At 36.7% G+C, this 19,659-nt stretch carries 33 protein-coding genes; 29 read left to right on the top strand and 4 right to left on the bottom strand.

Features of this window, described 5'->3' with window-relative positions; translation table 11 throughout:
• Positions 1-11: 11 nt before the first annotated feature.
• The 28 genes from JOD82_RS10255 to JOD82_RS10120 all read left to right on the top strand — a co-directional run bounded on the left by JOD82_RS10255 (position 12) and on the right by JOD82_RS10120 (position 15,107).
• Complete coding sequence (locus JOD82_RS10255; RefSeq protein WP_209948787.1) at positions 12-440, top strand: hypothetical protein; 429 nt, start codon at positions 12-14, stop codon at positions 438-440.
• 56 nt (positions 441-496) lie between these two features.
• A complete protein-coding gene (locus tag JOD82_RS10250) occupies positions 497-664 on the top strand; it encodes a hypothetical protein (protein WP_209948785.1) in 168 nt (55 codons plus the stop codon).
• 358 nt (positions 665-1,022) lie between these two features.
• The gene (locus tag JOD82_RS10245; RefSeq protein WP_209948784.1) at positions 1,023-1,226 is read left to right on the top strand and encodes a hypothetical protein; all 204 of its coding nucleotides are present in this window, start codon (positions 1,023-1,025) and stop codon (positions 1,224-1,226) included.
• Between the two features lie 25 nt (positions 1,227-1,251).
• On the top strand, positions 1,252-1,431 hold the full coding sequence (locus JOD82_RS10240) for a hypothetical protein (RefSeq protein ID WP_209949222.1): 180 nt from the start codon (positions 1,252-1,254) through the stop codon (positions 1,429-1,431).
• 5 nt (positions 1,432-1,436) lie between these two features.
• On the top strand, positions 1,437-1,664 hold the full coding sequence (locus JOD82_RS10235) for a hypothetical protein (protein ID WP_209948782.1): 228 nt from the start codon (positions 1,437-1,439) through the stop codon (positions 1,662-1,664).
• 3 nt (positions 1,665-1,667) lie between these two features.
• A complete protein-coding gene (locus tag JOD82_RS10230) occupies positions 1,668-1,916 on the top strand; it encodes a hypothetical protein (RefSeq protein ID WP_209948780.1) in 249 nt (82 codons plus the stop codon).
• The gene (locus JOD82_RS10225) at positions 1,909-2,079 is read left to right on the top strand and encodes a hypothetical protein (RefSeq protein ID WP_209948778.1); all 171 of its coding nucleotides are present in this window, start codon (positions 1,909-1,911) and stop codon (positions 2,077-2,079) included. Before JOD82_RS10230 ends, JOD82_RS10225 begins: the two co-directional genes overlap by 8 nt.
• Before the next feature lie 17 nt (positions 2,080-2,096).
• Positions 2,097-2,264 (top strand): hypothetical protein, encoded by a 168-nt coding sequence (locus JOD82_RS10220; RefSeq protein ID WP_209948777.1) that lies wholly within the window; start codon positions 2,097-2,099, stop codon positions 2,262-2,264.
• Between the two features lie 5 nt (positions 2,265-2,269).
• Positions 2,270-2,503 (top strand): hypothetical protein, encoded by a 234-nt coding sequence (locus tag JOD82_RS10215; protein WP_209948775.1) that lies wholly within the window; start codon positions 2,270-2,272, stop codon positions 2,501-2,503.
• Positions 2,504-2,506: 3 nt separating this feature from the next.
• Positions 2,507-2,722 (top strand): hypothetical protein, encoded by a 216-nt coding sequence (locus JOD82_RS10210; RefSeq protein WP_209948773.1) that lies wholly within the window; start codon positions 2,507-2,509, stop codon positions 2,720-2,722.
• Complete coding sequence (locus JOD82_RS10205; protein ID WP_209948771.1) at positions 2,712-3,113, top strand: hypothetical protein; 402 nt, start codon at positions 2,712-2,714, stop codon at positions 3,111-3,113. The genes JOD82_RS10210 and JOD82_RS10205 overlap by 11 nt, the downstream gene beginning before the upstream one ends.
• Positions 3,106-3,543: a YopX family protein gene (locus JOD82_RS10200; RefSeq protein WP_209948769.1), complete on the top strand. Its 438-nt coding sequence runs from the start codon at positions 3,106-3,108 to the stop codon at positions 3,541-3,543. Before JOD82_RS10205 ends, JOD82_RS10200 begins: the two co-directional genes overlap by 8 nt.
• Positions 3,544-3,564: 21 nt before the next feature.
• Entirely contained in the window at positions 3,565-3,795 is a 231-nt protein-coding gene (locus tag JOD82_RS10195) for a hypothetical protein (protein ID WP_209948767.1), read from the top strand.
• Between the two features lie 3 nt (positions 3,796-3,798).
• Positions 3,799-4,035, top strand: coding sequence for a hypothetical protein (locus JOD82_RS10190; protein ID WP_209948765.1), 237 nt, complete (start codon positions 3,799-3,801; stop codon positions 4,033-4,035).
• Positions 4,036-4,089: 54 nt separating this feature from the next.
• Positions 4,090-4,452, top strand: a complete 363-nt coding sequence (locus tag JOD82_RS10185; RefSeq protein ID WP_209948763.1) for a hypothetical protein — start codon at positions 4,090-4,092, stop codon at positions 4,450-4,452.
• Between the two features lie 151 nt (positions 4,453-4,603).
• Positions 4,604-5,041, top strand: coding sequence for a hypothetical protein (locus JOD82_RS10180; RefSeq protein WP_209948761.1), 438 nt, complete (start codon positions 4,604-4,606; stop codon positions 5,039-5,041).
• A 144-nt stretch (positions 5,042-5,185) separates the two neighbouring features.
• On the top strand, positions 5,186-6,070 hold the full coding sequence (locus JOD82_RS10175) for a hypothetical protein (protein WP_209948759.1): 885 nt from the start codon (positions 5,186-5,188) through the stop codon (positions 6,068-6,070).
• Positions 6,071-6,873: 803 nt separating this feature from the next.
• Complete coding sequence (locus JOD82_RS10170; RefSeq protein WP_209948757.1) at positions 6,874-8,094, top strand: hypothetical protein; 1,221 nt, start codon at positions 6,874-6,876, stop codon at positions 8,092-8,094.
• A gap of 7 nt (positions 8,095-8,101) precedes the next feature.
• Positions 8,102-8,713, top strand: coding sequence for a hypothetical protein (locus JOD82_RS29100; RefSeq protein ID WP_245248977.1), 612 nt, complete (start codon positions 8,102-8,104; stop codon positions 8,711-8,713).
• A gap of 165 nt (positions 8,714-8,878) precedes the next feature.
• Entirely contained in the window at positions 8,879-9,178 is a 300-nt protein-coding gene (locus JOD82_RS10160) for a hypothetical protein (protein WP_209948755.1), read from the top strand.
• Between the two features lie 289 nt (positions 9,179-9,467).
• Entirely contained in the window at positions 9,468-9,863 is a 396-nt protein-coding gene (locus JOD82_RS10155) for a hypothetical protein (protein ID WP_245248976.1), read from the top strand.
• Positions 9,860-10,150 carry a hypothetical protein gene (locus JOD82_RS10150; protein WP_209948753.1) on the top strand — a complete coding sequence of 97 codons (291 nt, stop codon included), beginning with the start codon at positions 9,860-9,862 and terminating at the stop codon, positions 10,148-10,150. Before JOD82_RS10155 ends, JOD82_RS10150 begins: the two co-directional genes overlap by 4 nt.
• 90 nt (positions 10,151-10,240) lie before the next feature.
• Positions 10,241-10,903 (top strand): metallophosphoesterase, encoded by a 663-nt coding sequence (locus tag JOD82_RS10145; protein ID WP_209948751.1) that lies wholly within the window; start codon positions 10,241-10,243, stop codon positions 10,901-10,903.
• A gap of 662 nt (positions 10,904-11,565) precedes the next feature.
• On the top strand, positions 11,566-11,997 hold the full coding sequence (locus JOD82_RS10140; protein WP_209948750.1) for a hypothetical protein: 432 nt from the start codon (positions 11,566-11,568) through the stop codon (positions 11,995-11,997).
• A 408-nt stretch (positions 11,998-12,405) separates the two neighbouring features.
• Positions 12,406-12,906 carry a hypothetical protein gene (locus tag JOD82_RS10135; RefSeq protein ID WP_245248975.1) on the top strand — a complete coding sequence of 167 codons (501 nt, stop codon included), beginning with the start codon at positions 12,406-12,408 and terminating at the stop codon, positions 12,904-12,906.
• Positions 12,907-13,158: 252 nt separating this feature from the next.
• Positions 13,159-13,638, top strand: a complete 480-nt coding sequence (locus JOD82_RS10130; RefSeq protein WP_209948748.1) for a hypothetical protein — start codon at positions 13,159-13,161, stop codon at positions 13,636-13,638.
• 273 nt (positions 13,639-13,911) lie between these two features.
• Positions 13,912-14,211 (top strand): hypothetical protein, encoded by a 300-nt coding sequence (locus JOD82_RS10125; protein WP_209948746.1) that lies wholly within the window; start codon positions 13,912-13,914, stop codon positions 14,209-14,211.
• 158 nt (positions 14,212-14,369) lie between these two features.
• Positions 14,370-15,107: a DUF1643 domain-containing protein gene (locus tag JOD82_RS10120; RefSeq protein WP_245248974.1), complete on the top strand. Its 738-nt coding sequence runs from the start codon at positions 14,370-14,372 to the stop codon at positions 15,105-15,107.
• Between the two features lie 120 nt (positions 15,108-15,227).
• On the opposite strand, the gene JOD82_RS10115 is transcribed toward JOD82_RS10120, so the two are convergent.
• On the bottom strand, positions 15,228-15,713 hold the full coding sequence (locus JOD82_RS10115; RefSeq protein WP_209948744.1) for a hypothetical protein: 486 nt from the start codon (positions 15,711-15,713) through the stop codon (positions 15,228-15,230).
• Positions 15,714-15,731: 18 nt separating this feature from the next.
• Positions 15,732-16,250: a hypothetical protein gene (locus JOD82_RS10110; RefSeq protein WP_209948742.1), complete on the bottom strand. Its 519-nt coding sequence runs from the start codon at positions 16,248-16,250 to the stop codon at positions 15,732-15,734.
• A 1,356-nt stretch (positions 16,251-17,606) separates the two neighbouring features.
• Between JOD82_RS10110 and JOD82_RS10105 the strand changes: the two genes are divergently transcribed.
• On the top strand, positions 17,607-18,548 hold the full coding sequence (locus JOD82_RS10105; RefSeq protein WP_209948741.1) for a DUF4046 domain-containing protein: 942 nt from the start codon (positions 17,607-17,609) through the stop codon (positions 18,546-18,548).
• A gap of 403 nt (positions 18,549-18,951) precedes the next feature.
• Here JOD82_RS10105 and JOD82_RS10100 read toward each other — a convergent pair whose 3' ends face one another.
• Positions 18,952-19,221 (bottom strand): hypothetical protein, encoded by a 270-nt coding sequence (locus tag JOD82_RS10100; protein ID WP_209948739.1) that lies wholly within the window; start codon positions 19,219-19,221, stop codon positions 18,952-18,954.
• Between the two features lie 229 nt (positions 19,222-19,450).
• Positions 19,451-19,612, bottom strand: a complete 162-nt coding sequence (locus JOD82_RS10095) for a helix-turn-helix domain-containing protein (RefSeq protein ID WP_209948737.1) — start codon at positions 19,610-19,612, stop codon at positions 19,451-19,453.
• Positions 19,613-19,659 lie beyond the last annotated feature (47 nt).

The following is a 19,659-nucleotide window of genomic DNA, read 5'->3' as shown; positions in this document are numbered from 1 at the left end:
ATAATCGAACAATGACAAATCTTGAACAGGCAAAGTACCAATTATCACATCTACTTGGTAAAGCACAATTTTTCGCCGCGATGATAAACTTAAACACCGATGGATACGCTTATGTAAGGTTTGATCCTGATTATCAGCTTGTAGAAGCAGAGTTTTACACTACAAAAAGCAGCTGGAATAAACGTACGGAGGATATTTCTGGCGAATGTATAGAGATTAGTGAATTTCTACTTTCCAAAAATGAAACTCGCGATTGGTCTTATGATGATAAAGACTGGAATAATCCTTACAAGAAAGTATTGAAGACAATAAAACTGCTACGCAGTTACAATGCAGTCCTCGAAAGTTTTCTACAGGATAACAATTTTGATTTGGAGAGTCATCCAAACGTACGTCCTTACGAAGAGATGATCAAGTATACAGTCTATGGCTTAAGATAGTTGCTGCTAACTAACAACTATATCAGCCCAAAAGGGCAAGGAGAAGAGTAAGGGATATGGAAATGACACTCGAAAGATTTACAGAATTGCTGGAGCAAAAGGTTTATGAGTTAGCTAAAGATATGATTGAAGAACACGGACTTACTAAACTTAAACTCGAACAAAACTCTATTTGTACAGAAGGTAAAATAACTATCAAATTATCTGAAAAAGGGAGAGTTTAGAGCATTGAAAATAGATATTAAATCATTGAGAGCCAGACTCGTTAACTATTCAGTGCCAGTACAGGTAACAAAAATTGATTTCAATAAGGGAACCTTCACATGGAAATATCAAGGACAGCATGAAACGGAGGAATCATTTGATTACGTTGAATCTTGGGAAGTTGAAGAGAGAGGATAGAACATGAGTAATAAAATCAAATGTGCTTCATGTTGTTACCTATGGCGGCTATTGCCAGAACCATCTTCACTATATGGGGAATACGCCTGTACCCTAAAACAACAAGATCTATACGGAATAAAAACAGAGGATGTCGAGGATTGCAAAGATTATGAATCGGAGGCAGAGAGGGGATAGAGGATGAATGACAGAGTGAGCACCCTGAACGACTTGATTGAATTATTGATTAAAGAACGTGATATATATGGAGGAGATATGAAAGTGGAGATTGCCCACGAAAGACACGGCGATGTGGATTGCGAAGCGATAGGCGGTGTTTGCGAGCTTGCCGACACGGACGGGAGCAGCACAGTAGTCATATACGGGATATGGTCAGATTTATAAGCCCTAAAGGGCAAGGAGAGGACTTATGGATATGGAAATGACACTCGAAAGATTTACGGAATTGCTGGACGAGAAGATTTTTGAATTGGCTAAGGAAATGCGTGATGAATATGGACTTCATAAGCTTGTAATCAACCAAGACTCTAACTATGTAAACGGGAAGATAATAGTCAAATTATCCGAGCGCAACAAAGGAGAGGAATAAGGGATATGAACAAGGTAATGGGACCAGCAAGTGAAATTAAAACTCACCAAATTGAAATTTTTCACGGGGCATTTACAAATAGCGGACCGATAAATACGCACATTAACCGCTGGTTGGCCTTGTGTCCGGAAGCGCAAATAATAGACATGAAATACACCACATACACGCTTCCTGATGCAAATGGCGAAATGAGTCTTGGAGAAACTGTCCTGATTATATACAAGGAGGTCTAAACCATGGATAAGCAGATACAAGAGATACGGGAAGATGTGCAGCAGGCTAAAAACGAAGCAAAGAAATATATTCAGTTTCCAGTTGCTGAGGTATCCTACCTCCTACAACAGATAGAGATTAAGGATAAGGTACTGGGGTTTTATGCAGACCGCGAGAACTGGAAGGTAGGACCATTCAGGGTGACAGAGGTGGAATTAGATAACGGCAAGCGTGCTCGTACAGCTTTGAAAGGAGAGGATACAAATGATTAAAGAAGGCGACTTGTGGGAGTGCCACGGATGTATTTACACGGTAACTTGGGATGAAGTCGAGTTGAAATATTATTTCAAACATCCAAGTGAGAAAGCGACGAAAGACGACCATATTGAAATTGACCATGCTGGGCTTGGTATATTCAGAGGAAATATTCGTTAAGGAGAGGAATAAGGGATATGGAAATAACAATCGAAAGATTTACGGAGTTACTGGATGAGAAGATTTTTGAATTGGCTAAGGAAATGCGTGATGAATACGGGCTTCATAATCTTGTAATCAACCAAGATTCTAATTTTGTAAATGGGACGATTACGGTTCGATTATCCGAAAAAGGAAAGGAATAAGGGATATGTCAGATAAAAGTGAAGTTTTTGAAGATATCGGCGAATATATCAACAGACAGATTTCGGATGGGTACATGACTGAGGATGGATACCCTTTAAAATGCCATCATTGTGATTCCGCAAAAATAAATATTGAGGATACCTATCGCGAAGACCATTTTGTTGTTGAAAAAGAAGCTTCCTGCAAAGATTGTGGTGGGCATGTAGGGCGTTGGTCATATGGAACGTGGGAGGTCTAAACCATGGATAAGAAGATACAAGCACCACCCCGAAATAAAATGAGACATGTGGTTTGTTGGGAATGTGACGGTAAAGGGTGGGACGTAACCATTGGGGCGAGCTTACTACCTGAACAGGAAACATGTCATCAGTGTAAAGGTGAAAAAACGATGTTTTGTACAGAAGAATTTTTTCGAGGCATGGGAGACTTGCAGGAGGTTGAGACGGATGGACGCTAAGATACAAGAGATACGGGAAGCACATGCGCGTGAAGATAATATGCTGCTGAAATACCCAACGAGCAGCACACGGAAGGCACACGAATATATTGGCTACCTCCTACAACAGATAGAGATTAAGGATAAGGATAGCGCCCAACATAAAGAGGACGAGCTAAGAATGATCCAGGAAGTTAGGGGAGTCAGACATTCGGCTGAACATAGACTTAAAAGAATCCGGGAACTAAAAAGAGAAAATATCAAGCTTAAAGAGGCACTGGAGTTTTATGAGGATGTACAAAATTATCTAACAGACGTAGGGGATGTAGGAGAGCACTATCCGCAATCTGTTTTGATTGATAAAGGCGAACGTGCCCGTGCAGCTTTGAAAGGAGAGGATACCCATGAGTAGACCATATAGAGTTTGGGATACAGAAAGTAAGTGTTTTTGGGAGAATGCTAACAAGGCGCATGTAGGTTGTATAGAACAGTTGTTCATTGGTTTATCAGGAGATTTTCTACTAAGGCAGAACGGCACAATCATTCATGAAAGTATGTTCCCTGGTAGATTTATCCGCATGGATTCTACTGGAATGAAAGACCACCTGAATGAACGTGAAATTTTTGATAGAGATATCGTTGAGTATGGTAATTCTGGCGAAAAGGAAAAACTCAGAAGGGGTTTAGTGAGGTACAAAAAAACATACGCGGCATTTGTGATCGAGTCAATGGATTCTCCAGGTCGCGAGTATCTTTTAGTGGATTGCCAGGATGAATGGTTAGCAGTAATAGGAAATGAATTTGAAAACCATCAGCTACTTTCTAATTTTCCAAAAAAATGATCACGGGAAAGGAATAGGGATATGTCAGATAAGAATGAAGTTTTTGAAGATATCGGTGCATATATCAACCGACAAATTGCGGATGGATACATTGCTGAGGATGGATACCCTTTAAAATGCCAGAATTGTGATTCCAAAGAGATAAATATTGAGTATTTCTACGATGAACATGTCGTGGTTGAAAAGGAAGCTACTTGTGGGAATTGTGGCAGTAGTGTGGGTTATTGGTCATATGGGACTTGGGAGGTCTAAACCATGTATAAGATAAAAGTCCACTTGAGAAACGGGAAAGAAATTGAAATTTGTGCTAAGGATTTTGAATTTGAACGGTCTATCAACGGTGCGAGGTTTTCAGCATATAGGTTTGGCGGTATAACCTCACACGCGAATATAGGCTTTGATATAGCTGAAATTGTTGCATATGAAGCATGGGAAATGACCGTAGATATTCCGGCTAATGAGCAAAGGGAAAGGGCCAGGAGAGTTGGATAAGAAGAGAGATACGAGAAGCTTTGGAAGCAAGAAGTGAAAAATGAGGTGAGTATCGTGTTTAAATCAGATGACATGTCAAAGCATATTCTCATATTCTTATTATTTATTTGTTTTTGTTTACAATGTCTCCTGCCCGGAGCCTTGTCTGATGGAAAGGAGAAGTTAGCTAAATACGAAGATCAGCTTACACAAGCCCCAATAGAACAGTTAGACATTATCAAGTATGTAATGAAAAGTGACGGCACATTAGATCTAATGGTGAATGATTCTCATGGGATTAAAAAGGTTAGTGGCGTTACTAAGTTTGAATATACTGACAAGAAGTCTTATATGGTAGGTAAGTATTTAGGCGAGGAATCGGATTTTTCTGGATATCATAATGTAGTGGCATATATAAATAAAAATTCGGATAAATAATGTGGATGGGTAGTGAAACAAGTTGGTGATCGAAAAAAAAAGGAGCCGATTTAACGAACAAAGCCACAAACATGGATGGATACCTTCACCTTTTTGCATGATAGGATATAATTCTGTATAGATTGAAAAAATAGAAGGTGGAGATTCGTCGATGAGATTGGTTCCATTGAAACAGTGGTATTGCGATCACTGCGGGAAAGTAATTGAAAGACCTGAAGACGGATATTTGGAATGGAAGAAGAAAGGCAATGATACCAGTTATGGTTTTAGAATCGTCCATTTCAAAACATGCCAATATAACGAAAACGCTCTTAATCCAAATGAAATTCTTCAAGACTTGCAATTAGATGAATTTATCGGTTCTGATGGTCTCGTACGTTTGCTTTGGCTCCTTAGAGAACTCAAATTTAGAAATGTTGATGAGATGTATGAAATATTCCAACGAATCCAATTACCCCATTATGAAGAAGCTCGAACCCATTTTAATGAAGCGCTTAATGATGGTTATATTGAGATGATCGGGGTACGCGAAAACAGTTTTTCACATAATCTTTTAACAATCATTGAAAAATATGCAATAGAGGACTAAGGTATATTGTAATATAAAAGGTGAGAGCTGGTCATTTGACGAGCTCTCTTTTTATTCGACTTTTTCCGTTTTCCAAATGGTATAATGAGGAAGTCATTGAATCTTGAAAAGATTGAGTCAAAATCAATAGGTAGGTGATGAATCGTGGCAAAGATACAAAAACAGGCGAATCATTTTGAAGCGCGTTATAAAAAGTATATAAGAAACTCAATAGCGGATAATAGTCGCATTCATATTAATAGGAGTAATGAAGATCGAAAAAACGAGAATGATGATATCAAAAAACATTTAATCGATTATGAGAATAGCAACCAAACCATTATAGGGAGTTTACTATTTACGCTGTTATACCAATCCAGGTTTGAAAAAGACAAATACATGCAGACACGTTTGCACACGCTTAAAACAATTTATCAATTTGTTGTTGATAATCACGCTTGGTATGATTTATGGAAGGCTTTTGTCACTATAGAAAACAAGCTAAACGCGAAAGGCGTTGTTATTAATCATCAGCTATCCACTGAAATTTTTGATTTGCTTCGTATGAATTTACCTTTATTTAAATGGGTAATCGGATTACATAATGACAATACCCCCATTATAAAACGCACTCCTTTTTTTGTTACAGAACAAGTTTTGAATATGTTTGAACGTGGAGAGAGAGGGATAGGCAGAAAAAAGGTCAGAGACCTAAGAACAATTCAATATCAAACCATCGAGCTACAGGATTATCTTTTATATTCTTTTGGTTTGTATTCCGATGATAATCTTGATTTATTACCAGTTCGGGGAATGAACTACGATGCTTTAAATAATGAAATGATTCACCTTCCACGGATTATAGGTGAATGGAGTGACCTTGCTGGATTTATTGAAGATAATAGGCATTATACCCTCAATCCTAATGGAGTAGTTGTTGATTGCTACAATTGTGGTGATATCGATCAAATCTTATTCATTGGTATTAAACGCTACAAATATTGTTTTCGTTCAGATTCATTAGTAAGGGAATTGCATTACTTTTTTTAAAAAAATCGATCTGAGAGGATCTCAGCGGAGAAAAGGAAGATGCATTCTGGTGAAGTATTTCTACTACAAAGGAAATAAGCTCATTAATATGGAAACATTTATTCGAATTTAGCCCTATACTTTTGTCGAAAACACTTCTTTTCGACAATTCTTTACTCAAGTACGACGATATCGCTATAATAGTGGAAAGTGCCTTATCAAAATCAATGGCTCAGATCTATGAGGAGGTTATTTATAATGTTTGTAGGTATTCCTTATGTATCAACTTTAGAAGATTTATCGGATTCAATAACCAAGGATACTTATCCATTTATCACTTTTCGTGTTGCAATAGGCAATGAAATTGTTTCGAATGTTACCATACCTCATTGCCGGTTCAGGTCTACAGAGTACGAAAATCTCATTGAGGCCCGAAGCTGCGACTGCGGAGGTTCAATATGTGGGCATCCAACCCAATCACTCTACTTATCCAAAAGTCAATTTAAAGATTACATATTAGTAGAGGAGCAATCGTCTGTTGCGTATGTCTTCGTTTACCAAATATCTAATCAAATGTAGATCCATGATAAAAGGTTAGAGGTTGAATCTTTCGTCGCCTCAACCTCGTTCAAAAGATGCTTTTAGAGATAGAAGTATGAGACAATGAATTTTGATTAGTATTTAAGAGTATAAAATCAATAAAGCAAGATTTGTTGCCTAAAAAAATAAAACGACAAATTGAATATAATAGGATAATATCTACGTAAAGGATATTATTTACTATTAAACACTTCATGAAACAGAGAGAATTAAAGGAGACAGATATGAAAGAGATTGCTGCACTATCTCAAATGGTAACACGAAGCTTAGAACTTGGAATGAATCTTCCACGTTATCCTCAAGAAACCCAAGATATTTTTGAGTTGGTTAAACGTAAAAGTGAACTACAAAAAATAAATCAATTTTTATTTAAAAATGAATCATTCCAGGATTATGTTGAAAAAAATGATTGCCATCAAGTGGGAGAATTCCTTGATGTAGACATTCGTTTTTTATCCACTCAAAAAGGATTTCGTTTTTCTGCAAGAAAGTTTATGATATGCACGGTTGAAAATGAAAGTGACATTTATAAATTGGTTATTCCTTTGAATAAAGAAAACTCGGAACTGTATCTATACGGGATCGTATCTCTTATGGAGCCCTCCCGTATGTTAGAATGGTCAGAATATGGATTTGTTTCGAAAAGTAAACTATCCAAAAAAGAAGTAAGGGTACATAATAAATTCGCCTATTCGCTTGAAAAAGGAAAGAATGGTGAGAAAGAAATAACGGCTCAAGAGTATTTTTACTTATGCCTACTCGAAGATGCAGCATTAGCATTTCTAAGTAAAATTAATAATGCGCGTCTTAAAAATACAAATTTGAATACCCAACAGCTTCATCTTCTCCGAATTTGGAGTGTGATGAAGACTGATTGCTTCAGCCAAAATCATATAAGTATCAGCAAACCCACCGAGGTTGTACACATATGCAATGAATGGGAAGATGTCGTGTCATTTATAGAGTGGGCGATACACCAAGGATATAACGATCAGATTGCTATGAAAAGAAAGGATCCCATGCATGAATTCTCACCATCTAATTGTTATTTTGTTTCTAAAAACGATCGCAACTGTTTAGCAGAACGCTATTATTGGCATTATTATAATCATTTTTTCTATGCTGCATCTGAAATCTCAGAAACCCCAATTGTCGTAAACGAAGTTAAAAGACCGCTGTTGGAATGGGCTAAGATGTATAACATTCCTGGTCACATCATCATTGGTCGAGTTTACAGTGGGTTAAGAGATGGAGATTTAATTGCTCCTGTAATCAAAAAACCGCAAACCTCCATGTACAAGGAAATTACGATAGATGGGGTAACTAAAAGTGCAAAAGAGTGGGCGGAGATTGCTGGAATTCCCGAGAAGACGATCATTTCACGTCTACGCTATAATTGGAGTGGAACAGATCTGATTAAACCTTCTGGTTATCGCAGAAAGTAGGTATCCTATGAAATTGACCTGGTATCGATGGATCGGAAAGTTGATTAACTTATCATTCCATAGTAAATTATCTATTTTTGCCTATCTCGGCTTTATCGGGTTAATTATTTCGGCTTGCACCTTTCTGATCACAGACGAATTTTGGGAACTCTTTATATATATCATGTTTGTTGCAGGGTGCCTGTCTCTCACAACGGTTCGATTGAGCAACAATATTATGTTTAGCCGACTGACTAAACATATGAGCATGAATATTAACAGCTTTAAAGTTTATCACGATTACGATTATGTTACACAGCGAGCAGCCATCGCAGAGCAATTTCAAGAAGAGTTTATTACTGCGATCGAAACAGCTTATAACAAGGGGTATACACGTATAAAAATGACAACTCATGCTTGGGTGTATCAGCATGTATTGCAGCATCCGCGTGTTAACGCTCTGTATAACATCGAAGCCAAAAAGTTGGGAATAAGAGCCATTCCACTTGAAACCTTACTCCTGGCATCCAATGTGACCTTTCAGCAGCATCCCGATCATTTGTTAAACCTTGCCGTGATGAAAAGACAACAATACCGGGTGAAGCTTACACTCAAAAGAACTGCGAAAACTACTGATTGATCTCATTTTAAAGTCATCCTTCAAAGGATGGCTTTTTACGTTGGAAAGAGTTATATGGGATTATTTTCCTGAAATTCTTATCGAAACATACAAATTGTTCCTTTTATTGTGATACACTGGTTTAGAAGAAGCTGAATAGGCTGACTCGAAAGGGGGTAACCTGCAATGTTCATTCGTCATATTTTAAATTCACAAGTGATTCAGGATCAAAATGTATATTTAACTGTTTTTTTTATTGCCATTATTGCTGGTGGCATACTGTTTAATATGTTCAAAAAAAGTAAAGGCAGAGGTAGCAAAGCGCCCGATGTAGTTTTAATTATAGGATTAGTGATCGGAGTTGTTATAGGTATCACGCCCATCTTTCTTAGTGGAATACAGGCGTGGACCTGGCACACTTCTGTCCTTGTACTTGGTTCTGCACTTATTATTTTCCGAATTCTATACAGTTGGGTAAAAGGGTAAAGATAATATAAGCGTTTCATGTGTGCGTTGCTCTTGTTGCAAGTGAAGACTTCGTTATTAAGAGGTGAGAAAATGAGGAAAAAGAAATTTTATATCGTAATTGGAGTTGTTATATGCATTCTATTATTCTTTTACTTGTTAAATTTATGGGCAGTAAATCGTCTCCATGTCCCAACTCAATAAATCGTAATTGATTAAAAGTAAATTGACGATCCTTTAATTGAGTGATACTATTTGTTTGGGTAAACTAAATCAAATTGATTCATAAAAGTTAGGGGAAGCAAAAAAAATGAGAGTACAAATGTCTCTGTCAGCTCTTAGCCAAATCATTTTAATAAAAGAAAAAGAAGATTATTTACAAAAAGAAGGGGCATCAATAACTTATGGTTATATTACAGGAGGTGCAATAAAGAATATTTTCAAACATGATATAAATCAAATTGATTGGTTGCATGTAAAAACGTGCAAGTTGGAAGTTGAAAATGCAATCATTGAAGATAAAGAATTTTCCACGATTTTAAATTTAGAAAATTCGGTTTTAGAAAAAATAACTGAGCTGCAAGTTTTTTTTAAAACATACTTTGGAGCAAAAAGAATCCATAGAGCTTTCGCAGTAAAATTAGCCTTAAAAGCTAATTATATGGAAAAAAACAGTATTAACATTTTTAAGGAGGATTATGCATGAGCATTGTAACAAAGCCTTTATCATTTTATGATTTAATAACGCTACATCATTTGAAGCTGCCAACAAGTTTATCTGATGCACGAAGAGTACAAAAGGAAAGTTGTTACCCATCTTCATTTTGGGGAGAATTCGATTTTACAGACTCAGATGAAAGAAAATTGAGAGAGCATTTATCAACCATATATGATGGTAAAATCACCGCTACCTTTATTTCAAACTTTGCTTTGCGTTTCCTCAATATATCCCAAAGGAACAACATAATTGAGAGAGGTACAAACAAGCGCTAACGCAATAGATCGAGGGGAAATCTATCCAATCGAGCAAAGCGGACTTTGACCTCCAGTCCATTTATAAAACGATGATACGGAGGAATACATGTGGCATATATCTACGCTATGAGCGACATACATGAGGAATTGACTCTGTTCAAAGAAACGCTAAGTCTTGTTGATTTGAGCGAAAACAATCAATTGATTCTATTGGGAGACTACATCGACATTCATTCACAAGATCTATCAATTTTGTATTTCATCAAAGAATTGCAAGAAAATTATAAAGAGCAGGTTGTTGTTATAGCAGGAAATCATGAATTTATGTTACTTGAAGACATAGAATCCAAAGCCAGTTCATTTAATGATACTGCTGTAATAGATTGGCTTAAAGGTTTGCCCTTTTATTATGAAACAAACAACCAAATATTTGTCCATGCTGGCGTTGATGAAGAAGCTGAAGAACTTTGGAAATGGGGATCTGAAGATTATTATTTCTGTAGTAAATACCCTCATACAACAGGCAAATTTTTAAAAGATATAATTGCAGGGCATGTATCGACATCTGAAATTACTGGCACCTCCGGTTATCATAACGTTTATTGGGACAAGCAAAGCCATTTCTATATCGACGGTGATACTCGTGTGAGCAAAACAATACCTGTTTTGAAGTACGATACTGTTTCAGGAGAATACTCCAGTTTTGAAAAGATAAAAAAAGATGACTGTAGCTTTGTTTGGCAAGAATATGTGTTAAAGAAAAGTGCATAAATTTGTATTGGTTCGAAAATGATTGCTGTTGAACCCTCCCTCCACTTGAAGAAGTGGGGATTCTTTTTGTCACGAAGTTTGCTATTACATTTCAACCTGTCCTACAGACAGGCAGGAAGCCTTATTCGCTTGAGTGTGTCCAAGTCACTCCTATAGCATTGCTTTTTGGCTTTGCTTTACATTCATATCTTTCTTTTATTATAGTTGAATACCAAAATTGGAAGCCAGAGTGAGCAATGAAACGATGTTGAAAGTGAGAATTGAATAATAACAACAGTCTTGCTTCTCGGTGTGGTGTGCTATATGTAATCGATCCACAAGTGTGAATCATTGCTGCAATAGCAAATTATTCTTTAAACAAGGTGATCCTTAGCGAGTAAACAGTTCAACAAAAAACACAATATTATTGTTGTGGGATGGGCAAATTTTATAGTCAAATTAGTTCTAAATAATCATTTTCCATTTTTATAATAATTCTATACAAATAGTTCCTTTTCTTATGGTATACTGGTTAAGTATTCCATATATTATAGAGAAGTGTTTTCAATTGTTGAGGTGTCTTAGCTCTTACCGCAGTAGCTCCATTAGCCGCATCTGCCGCTCCAACAGTTAGCAACAATGAAGCAGGTGGTACAACAATAGAACAAAAAGGGCAACCAACAGTGATCAATGGTGATGAAATCGCAGCAGGAGCAGCGAAAATTGAGCCATACATTATCTTAGGTGAAGATGGTCTTTATACTCTGGACGCAAAAGCCAAAGACGTGGTGGGCACTGAAACGTATGAAAAGCTCTCCAAATCCTTCGAGCAGATAAATACTGAAATAAAAGCAGGTTATTTGAGTACAGAAACTGGAGACATTACGGTTACTGCTAAAGGAAATAGTCATTACAATAACCAATTCAGCACAAGTGCGTTTAGTAATGTCTATCCGTGGGGTGTAGCTATTACCCTGTCGCACGACGAGACACAAACCCAGATAGGAGCAATGGAAGCGTCAGGTTCCGTTGCTGGATTTTTATCATTTCTTTTAAACGCTATTCCTGGTGGACTGGTTACTCCATTTCAACTAATTATTAATCATCTTTCTTAACAGCCCCTTAGCGGCGAGGAAAGCTTCATAATAGTAAGGGAGCTGATACTATTTATAACACATTTACCTCCATATTTTTTGTTGCATTATCTTCAATTTCTCTTATTATGCTTCCAAAATTGGAAGCGAGAGTGAGTAAAAGTACAATGTTAAGAGTGAGAGTTGCAATAACAGTAATAACCCTGCTTATAGGAGTCATTCTGTATATAATTGACCCTCAGTGGTGGATCATTGTTGCTTTTGCATTGTATTTCTGTCTCCTTCCGATAATTTTGAAACGGCGTAGAAAATCATGTTAACCTTAGTATAAAATCTACTATTTTGTATTTATGAGTTGCCACAATCAGCGTCAAAACAAAAGTCTTCCTTTAATGGAGGGCTTTTTCAATATAATCAGAAAGAGGTGTAGTGCTTGGCAAAGTATTAGCGAAGATAATCAAAGAACATAATGCCAATTTAAAAGACACAATTGCAGATACGATCAGTAAAATACAACGCATCAAGGAGGAATCTCATGACACCGTTTTTTTCTTCTTTATTGACATACTGCATACAAGCAATTGCGGTTTTACTCATTATTTTCAATTTATTAAAAAGAAACAAAAAAAGATAGGTTGGGGTTCACTTTCATTATTATTAGCTTTTTTGGGTATGGCTGTTTCTTTTAAGTTTGGAAATTACATACTTGGAGATCACTTATTTTCCCTTTTAGACTTGTCTGCAAGGTCTAACAGTGTTGATAATACTGGATTTCATTACACCATGTTTCTGTCCATCATTTTCTTTATTCCAAGCTTAATCATTGCGTATAAAAAACCGGAAGATTTTGGAGCAAAAATCGGAAAGTGGATTTCAAGTATATATCTAATTTTGATTATAATTGCGTTTATATTTTTTATTATAAGTTGAAACCCCAGAATCCATAATCGTTATTGTATGGGTTAAAATTAGGAGTATATTTTGGTATGAAAAGAATAATGGTTTTAACATCTCAGGCATCTCTAAGCACCCAAAATGATGTAGAACTAACGCTAAAAATTACTGAATGTTATCTTCCTATACTCACCCTACATTGGATGACTATCTTTATGAGATTTGTTCCCTTTGAGTAGTGTAATGATTAAGTATTCCACAAATTGTTGAAAAGGAAGTGCTTTTAAAGTGTTAAAGTTCAATAAAAAAGTAGTTATCCTTACAGGTGTGTTTGCTTTTACATCAGTAGCTCTTCTGACTGCTTCTGCTGAGCCATCTAAGGGGGTTAAAGTATCGAAGGATGGTGAAGACATAGCTGTCCACAAAACTGGTCAAAAGGTACGGGAGGTTCTTGGTGGGACAAGTCCGACGATGGACTTAACTGTTGAAAAAGGTTATGGACATGTAAAGATTAAAGTTCGGAATGAAGGAACATCAAATCTCACTTGGAGCTTGCAGGGTAACGGGAGAGAATACGTCCTTAAAACTGTTGGCAAAGGAAACACATTAACGTGGACCAGTCTTAATTCATTCCCTAATGGGATGCCTTCAGGGGAGTATGTGATTCAATTCCGAGCTGGCGGCAACAAAGTTGAAGGCGAAGCTTGGGGTACTACGGGTCAACACCCATCAGACATTAATAAACCGCACCACAAGCAGAGATCGTGAACGCTTTTTTGTTTCAATGTAAGCAGATTCAGAACAAGGGGGTATTGGATTGAATCAGAAGAAAGCATGGAAGATTGTAGGGTTCTCTGTTTTAGGAATTGTTGTGATTTATCTTTTTTTGGTTGTTGTAGGGATTTCGCAATTTGTTACCAGTGTTAAACCTTGACTTTGCGCTTCAACAAAACTAAGGTTAACATGAGTCCCATACTCAACGCTTGAAAGCCTTCATTTTATATGGAAGGCTTTTTCCGTATAAAAGAAAGAGGTGCAGTGATGAGCAAGATATTAGCGAAAATAACTAAAGAGAGTAAAGCCAAGATTAATTTAAGTGATACACTTTCAGACACGATCAGTAATTTTCATACCTATCTTGATAATCTGAACGAGTTAGCAAGAGATCAAAAGTTTAAAGAAGCTTACCATTTGCTGAGTAAAATGAGTAGCGATTGTGAAGATGCCATGAGAGAAATTGTTTTTAAATTGGATGGAGATATAGAGTTAGACGAAGAATATCAGCTTACGGATGCAGAATATGGACTCCATAAACTCCAACTATCGCCAGATCAATCCTAATTGTTGATAAAACACCTTAGTCGTCATATGGCGGCTTTTTATATTGTTGAACCATAGCTTCTGAGTTGAACTCACAATCAATACAGATTTAATGTTTTTGTTATAACTTTAGTATACCAATATGATTTTAAAGTAGTAGATATTGCACGGAAGATAGCATGATTTCAGTTGTAGTAATGCTCTCAGAAGAGGTGATTTCTGTGTTTATACCAGCTAAGGATATAAAAAAGAATTATAGTGTACGGGGAAGTTTTTATAGAATAGCTTCCGGTCATTGTGATTATCCAGAATTGAAATGCAGAAGTAAACTTGAGATCTATCTTCGTGATTATAACATTGAAAATAAGATACCTGACGCTTACGTGATTATGGAAAACCCAGGCAGCTCTTCTTCCTTAGAACCTATAGAAGGGTCCATTGATGGACCTTTATACAAATCGAAGAGTAGCCGGCTGGCCTCGTTAATCCAAGACACTCCAATGACAAAAACGAAACCTGATACGACACAGTATCAAGTCATGAGACTTATGGCTACATATGATTGGAGATATGTCCGGGTACTGAATTTGTCAGATCTACGCAACACCAATAGCAACGATTTCCTTAAAACCTATAAGAAACTCAATTGTCCCTATCTGAGCCTTTTTTCAACATGTCGAGATGAAGAGCGCAAACAGTTACTTCAACACGCTGAAGACAAACCTGTGATCGTTGCCTGGGGAATGAATGAAGGGCTTAAAACATTATCTGCACAGGCATTATCAAAACTCCCCGCCAACATACGAGGATTACAAACAGAAAACTCATTATCTTTTCAATACCTTCATCCTTGGTCAAGACAGAGGGGAGCGGGGCGGAAATGGTTTTTGAGATTTATTGATGAGATTCAATTTTAGAAAGAGGGGAAAGTGGTAAAGAGGTTGATCTATATATATTATGATCAGCAAGGTAGCATTATCGACAGGATGCTTTTAGTTAGATAAAAGGCCGTACTTTTTAGTACGGCCTTCATAGATTTATGCATATGCTTTAGAGCATTCCTCCTGAGAGACACGAGTCACATTATCTTTGAAATAAATAAACATTTCGCTGTCGGGAGCTTGGACTAACATCATTCCTATCTGTAACATAAGGAAGTCCCTAACCAAGGTGGGGCAACCTTCTGCCGTTCCTTCAGGGTCCGCTTTAAACTCAGCGACTACTCCTGATACCATTTGTTGTAACTTTTGTTCGTTGTTCATTGTTGGTTTTATTTCCTTTTCCATTATAATTCCCAATCGCGTAAGCAATTTTCCCAAGGTTATTGCTGATAAGTTTTTCGTTATATTATCCTTTGCTTTTTGAAAATCTTCAGGTAAATTCTTGATTTTTTCACCAACATCAGTTAAGTATCCAGCAGGATCCTTTGCAATATCTTTAAGTTGATTTCCAAGATCGCCAAGAGTTCCGCCGAGACTAATTCCTCCACCACCGCCAAAAATATCACCAATTCCCGGATTCATTTTTACATCTCCTTTGATTTATTCTTTATAAGCCTCTGAACAACCCCATAATGCCATCGCCGGACCATACGAGATTAAATAAGTGGCATAAGGATTCGGAATACCAGCAGTTGAAGCCTGAATAGCTGATCCAATTGCAACCAAACCGCCACCGACTACGGTAGAACATGCCACAATAGTACCAGTATTGTTGTTCACTTGGAATGTCTTAGCTAATTGCAAAGCCATTTTCTTAGCTAATTTTTCTGGTGTAGCAAATGACCCAGCAGATTCTCGAAGTGCGTCAAATGATTTTTCTAAAAAATCATTTACGTTCATGTTAAATCGTTTAAGCTCATTTGACGTATCATCTATTGCCTTACGCACATCTTCTGGAAAGTGGGAAATATCGGAACCAACTTTTTCAAAAAAATCATACATGTCGTTAATTTTAAGTTCTTTAAACCCACGTTTTGCGTCTTCAGCCCAATCTGCAAGAGAACCTCCAATTTCAATTTTAGGAAGACAGTCGCCAGGCGTTCGTATGCTACAAGCCAAAGAAATTCCCCCTTACGTAGAAAATTAGTTAAAAGCCTTAGACATTCTTCGGTTCAACCTAAGTAGTTGGAATTCACTCTCATTGCGACTTCGTTGTATTCCTGTTAACTTCAGGTATCAAAGAAAACTAACAGATAAAAATGTGATCAACTCCTTTTCTGATGATATACATATAATCCCCGATTCAATATGATTAATTCGTAATAAAAAAAGTCAGCAACTTGAGCAGCCGTAAAAAAAACTTAAATCTAAGTCGATAGCTAAATCGAAAAGATCTTAGGCTTTTACTTAAAAGGGGAATCAAGAAGTCAGTGTCCCTTAACATATATATGTTCTTGTCCTCGGACATAGGTGCAGCAGATGCGGCTAAGGGAGCCACTGCTGTAAGAGCTAAGACACCTGTAAGGATAACTGTTATGTTTTTCAACTTGTTACCATTCCAATTATTAAAAGAGTGAAACGTGAAACTTGTTATCACTAAACTGTACAGCGACACAAAGTTGCCTACTAAATTAGACTTATAACCGCTGAAAACAAATTTCCGTTCGAATAAATAGCTAAAATAGGGAACTTTGTATCAATGTAAACATGTATTGACAAGAAGCTTTTTTTGAATCCGAACAAAAGGTGAAACATAAAGATGGCCATCTAAGAAAAATCCGAAATATATGTATCAGGTAATCCGTTGATCATTCGGGTATGTGAAGGATTTCCTTTATAATAAATGACGTACCAATTAAAGTTGTTGATTTGTAAAACGAGCCTTATAATACTTCTTAGAAGTATCTAATCTGAAGGTAAATCATCAAATGTAAAGGTGATTGCTTTTTCTCATTGAAAAAAGACATACTTATAGAAGTATATATGAAGGCCGAAGGAAAAATAAGAATATCCATAGCAATTATTATGTTTGCGCTCGCTCCATTTATGACTGATGAATGGACACTCAGTATCATTTCCTTTGTAGGGTTATACTCACTCATAACCGGATTTATCAGGCTGAATAGAGCTGTAAAGTGAAGTAAGTATATTTACCAAGGATATGGTGAACAATAATAGTACACCTTAGAATTTCCTCTTTGATCAGACACGTCCAAATAGGGCGTGTTTTTCATTTTTTGTATTATATTTTTAATGAGTGATTAGGTTGAAAAAAGTCTTTTTTGACACCATAGAGAAGATCGTAAGAGAGTAATCTTGAAGCAAAATAATGGGTATGATACTATCAGGGTAAACCGTTTTAAAGAGCGGTGGTTGTATTCAGGTAATTTAAATAGACCGTTTACCTTACCAAAAAACAGGGCGGTCTATTTATTCCCAGGTAAATTTTAAAGAGACACAATAGGGGTGAATATAATGGTAGAAGCTGCGGACATTCTCTCGATTTACAGAGAGGTCTTGGAGGGGAAGCGTAAAACATTCCCAAGAGAGACCTGGTCAGTACATAATGATGGTCCAACTCATTTTTCAAAATGCTTGCGATACATGGTATTAGATGTGAATGGGTGGGGAAAGGAAGAGTTCCTTGAAAAATACAAAGGAACATTACTGACTAAGTGGAAACTAAGCGGTGGTCACGACACACTGTATCAGGGATCTACGTATTTATCGGCTACATTTTGTTTTCCAGAGTTTCAAATCAAACCATGGCAAATGACCCAAGCCCCACACGATTTTTGGACGGAAGAAACGTTAAAACTAACGCTAAGAGATTTGTTTGAAAATGAATTGAAGTGGGGAAGGGAGGAAATCGCAAGTAACATCACAACTGCTTTGTTTAACAAGTACAACTTACTTAAAGTATTGAATAAGCATAGAAAGCTGATGAAAGATACAAGTGATCCGTCATCCGGGCTGTACAGATTAATGAATTTCGTTTACCCTGAGTTCGGCTACAGACTTCATGAGTTTCAGAATGTAAAGAGATGGGACGATGATGATTTACTTGAGTCTTTAAAATGGCTGTTCGAGACCAAGCTGAATTGGACACAGGATGAAATAGAGGATAAACTTAATTTGGATGTCATTTATCAAGAAGGCTTTGAAAACATATTATGGAAAAGGTTTAATAAGAATATAAGCAGAATGGTTTCCTTTGTATATCCAGATAGAGACTGGGGAAGCTTGAAGAAGAAGTATTACACAAAGACTTTAACATCAGATCAATTAGACTCCTTAAATGAAGATATCCTTTCTGGACTAACCTATCCTGTTATTGCGAAAAAATATAGAGTTAGTTTGGACATGGTTAAGTATTATTCGAAACAGCTACGTACAAGAGGTAAAAGTGTAATTTAGTGAACCTAAATGGGTTAGACTAAGAGAAGTAGATCTAATCTCATTGGGGATTAAATAAATCGTGACATCTTCGATTAAAATAATGTATTATCTATGTAAGAAGTGGTAGTGCTTTTCTATACTTTAGAAATTTCCCCTCTGTAGATACGTCCTTGATAGGGCGTGTTTTTTATTTGTCCAATCCACTATGTATACAATGACATATATACATGTGTACAAATGACGACTTTTGTGCACATGTCTACAGGAGAAAAATAAAAGGACTACCTAATCGCTCAGGTAATCCTTTTATCGGGAAGTTCTTCTGTACTGTTATATATATTATACCCTATTTCAGAACCATTATTCAACTTCCGATTGATCACTGGTGGCTCCCAATCATTTAACTATTTAGAATAATTCATCAACCAAAACGTTCCAAAGCTTTTTCAGCGTCTCGTTGTAACTTCTCATATCTCTCGTCTTGGTCTTCTTCATTTATGTCGTAATCCGGTGTGGGATCAAAATAAGGATCAGTCATGTAGCCACAATCGCAGCCATAAACTCCATCCTCAATTGCATAAAGCTCACCTCTGCAATCAGGGCATTTTGACGCATAGTCACATTCGGGACATCTGTAGACATCCTCTGTTACTTTTTCAAGTTCATCCCCACATTCAGGACATTTTTTCATAGTGATTCCTCCCCAATATTTTTTTAAAACACAAAAGGACTGCCCAAACCCTTGTAAGGGTTAGACAATCCTTTTATTATGTTGATCTTGTATAAGATACAAGAACGAATTATATCGAATTATGAGTACATACATATTATACGGTAATATCATACGTATGTATACCATAAAATGTTACAGTTTTTCAATGCGCCCACGAGTTAACTTAATACTTGAGCTTCTGCACTCATTATAATGTCTTCTTCTCTTTGTGCTTCAAATGATAAGAAACTACATTGTAAGCAAACTGGTATCTTACGTCCATGTACTCGGCTATCTCAGACACAGACATGCCTGCGTCGATCAAGCGGCGTATTTGTTCAGATTTGTTCATCTTCTCATCTGTTTTCACATTAACCACTCCTTAAATAGAAAAATAGTGCTATGAAAATTAACCGA

It is taken from the genome of Paenibacillus sp. 1182, from assembly GCF_017833915.1.
Lineage (GTDB): Bacteria > Bacillota > Bacilli > Paenibacillales > Paenibacillaceae > Paenibacillus > Paenibacillus polymyxa_D.
This window is presented reverse-complemented; position numbering and strand designations above follow the sequence as displayed.

Bases quoted from the DNA above. Each gene is read 5' to 3' on its own strand.
- JOD82_RS10100 (WP_209948739.1), bottom strand. From the start codon at position 19,221: ATGAAAAAATGTCCTGAATGTGGGGATGAACTTGAAAAAGTAACAGAG.
- JOD82_RS10240 (WP_209949222.1), top strand. From the start codon at position 1,252: ATGGATATGGAAATGACACTCGAAAGATTTACGGAATTGCTGGACGAG.
- JOD82_RS10105 (WP_209948741.1), top strand. From the start codon at position 17,607: ATGGTAGAAGCTGCGGACATTCTCTCGATTTACAGAGAGGTCTTGGAG.
- JOD82_RS10170 (WP_209948757.1), top strand. From the start codon at position 6,874: ATGAAAGAGATTGCTGCACTATCTCAAATGGTAACACGAAGCTTAGAA.
- JOD82_RS10225 (WP_209948778.1), top strand. From the start codon at position 1,909: ATGATTAAAGAAGGCGACTTGTGGGAGTGCCACGGATGTATTTACACG.
- JOD82_RS10220 (WP_209948777.1), top strand. From the start codon at position 2,097: ATGGAAATAACAATCGAAAGATTTACGGAGTTACTGGATGAGAAGATT.
- JOD82_RS10180 (WP_209948761.1), top strand. From the start codon at position 4,604: ATGAGATTGGTTCCATTGAAACAGTGGTATTGCGATCACTGCGGGAAA.
- JOD82_RS10190 (WP_209948765.1), top strand. From the start codon at position 3,799: ATGTATAAGATAAAAGTCCACTTGAGAAACGGGAAAGAAATTGAAATT.
- JOD82_RS10155 (WP_245248976.1), top strand. From the start codon at position 9,468: ATGAGAGTACAAATGTCTCTGTCAGCTCTTAGCCAAATCATTTTAATA.
- JOD82_RS10160 (WP_209948755.1), top strand. From the start codon at position 8,879: ATGTTCATTCGTCATATTTTAAATTCACAAGTGATTCAGGATCAAAAT.
- JOD82_RS10125 (WP_209948746.1), top strand. From the start codon at position 13,912: ATGAGCAAGATATTAGCGAAAATAACTAAAGAGAGTAAAGCCAAGATT.
- JOD82_RS10205 (WP_209948771.1), top strand. From the start codon at position 2,712: ATGGACGCTAAGATACAAGAGATACGGGAAGCACATGCGCGTGAAGAT.
- JOD82_RS10115 (WP_209948744.1), bottom strand. From the start codon at position 15,713: ATGAATCCGGGAATTGGTGATATTTTTGGCGGTGGTGGAGGAATTAGT.
- JOD82_RS10245 (WP_209948784.1), top strand. From the start codon at position 1,023: ATGAATGACAGAGTGAGCACCCTGAACGACTTGATTGAATTATTGATT.
- JOD82_RS10200 (WP_209948769.1), top strand. From the start codon at position 3,106: ATGAGTAGACCATATAGAGTTTGGGATACAGAAAGTAAGTGTTTTTGG.
- JOD82_RS10120 (WP_245248974.1), top strand. From the start codon at position 14,370: ATGATTTCAGTTGTAGTAATGCTCTCAGAAGAGGTGATTTCTGTGTTT.
- JOD82_RS10255 (WP_209948787.1), top strand. From the start codon at position 12: ATGACAAATCTTGAACAGGCAAAGTACCAATTATCACATCTACTTGGT.
- JOD82_RS10230 (WP_209948780.1), top strand. From the start codon at position 1,668: ATGGATAAGCAGATACAAGAGATACGGGAAGATGTGCAGCAGGCTAAA.
- JOD82_RS10250 (WP_209948785.1), top strand. From the start codon at position 497: ATGGAAATGACACTCGAAAGATTTACAGAATTGCTGGAGCAAAAGGTT.
- JOD82_RS10215 (WP_209948775.1), top strand. From the start codon at position 2,270: ATGTCAGATAAAAGTGAAGTTTTTGAAGATATCGGCGAATATATCAAC.
- JOD82_RS10150 (WP_209948753.1), top strand. From the start codon at position 9,860: ATGAGCATTGTAACAAAGCCTTTATCATTTTATGATTTAATAACGCTA.
- JOD82_RS10195 (WP_209948767.1), top strand. From the start codon at position 3,565: ATGTCAGATAAGAATGAAGTTTTTGAAGATATCGGTGCATATATCAAC.
- JOD82_RS10235 (WP_209948782.1), top strand. From the start codon at position 1,437: ATGAACAAGGTAATGGGACCAGCAAGTGAAATTAAAACTCACCAAATT.
- JOD82_RS29100 (WP_245248977.1), top strand. From the start codon at position 8,102: ATGAAATTGACCTGGTATCGATGGATCGGAAAGTTGATTAACTTATCA.
- JOD82_RS10210 (WP_209948773.1), top strand. From the start codon at position 2,507: ATGGATAAGAAGATACAAGCACCACCCCGAAATAAAATGAGACATGTG.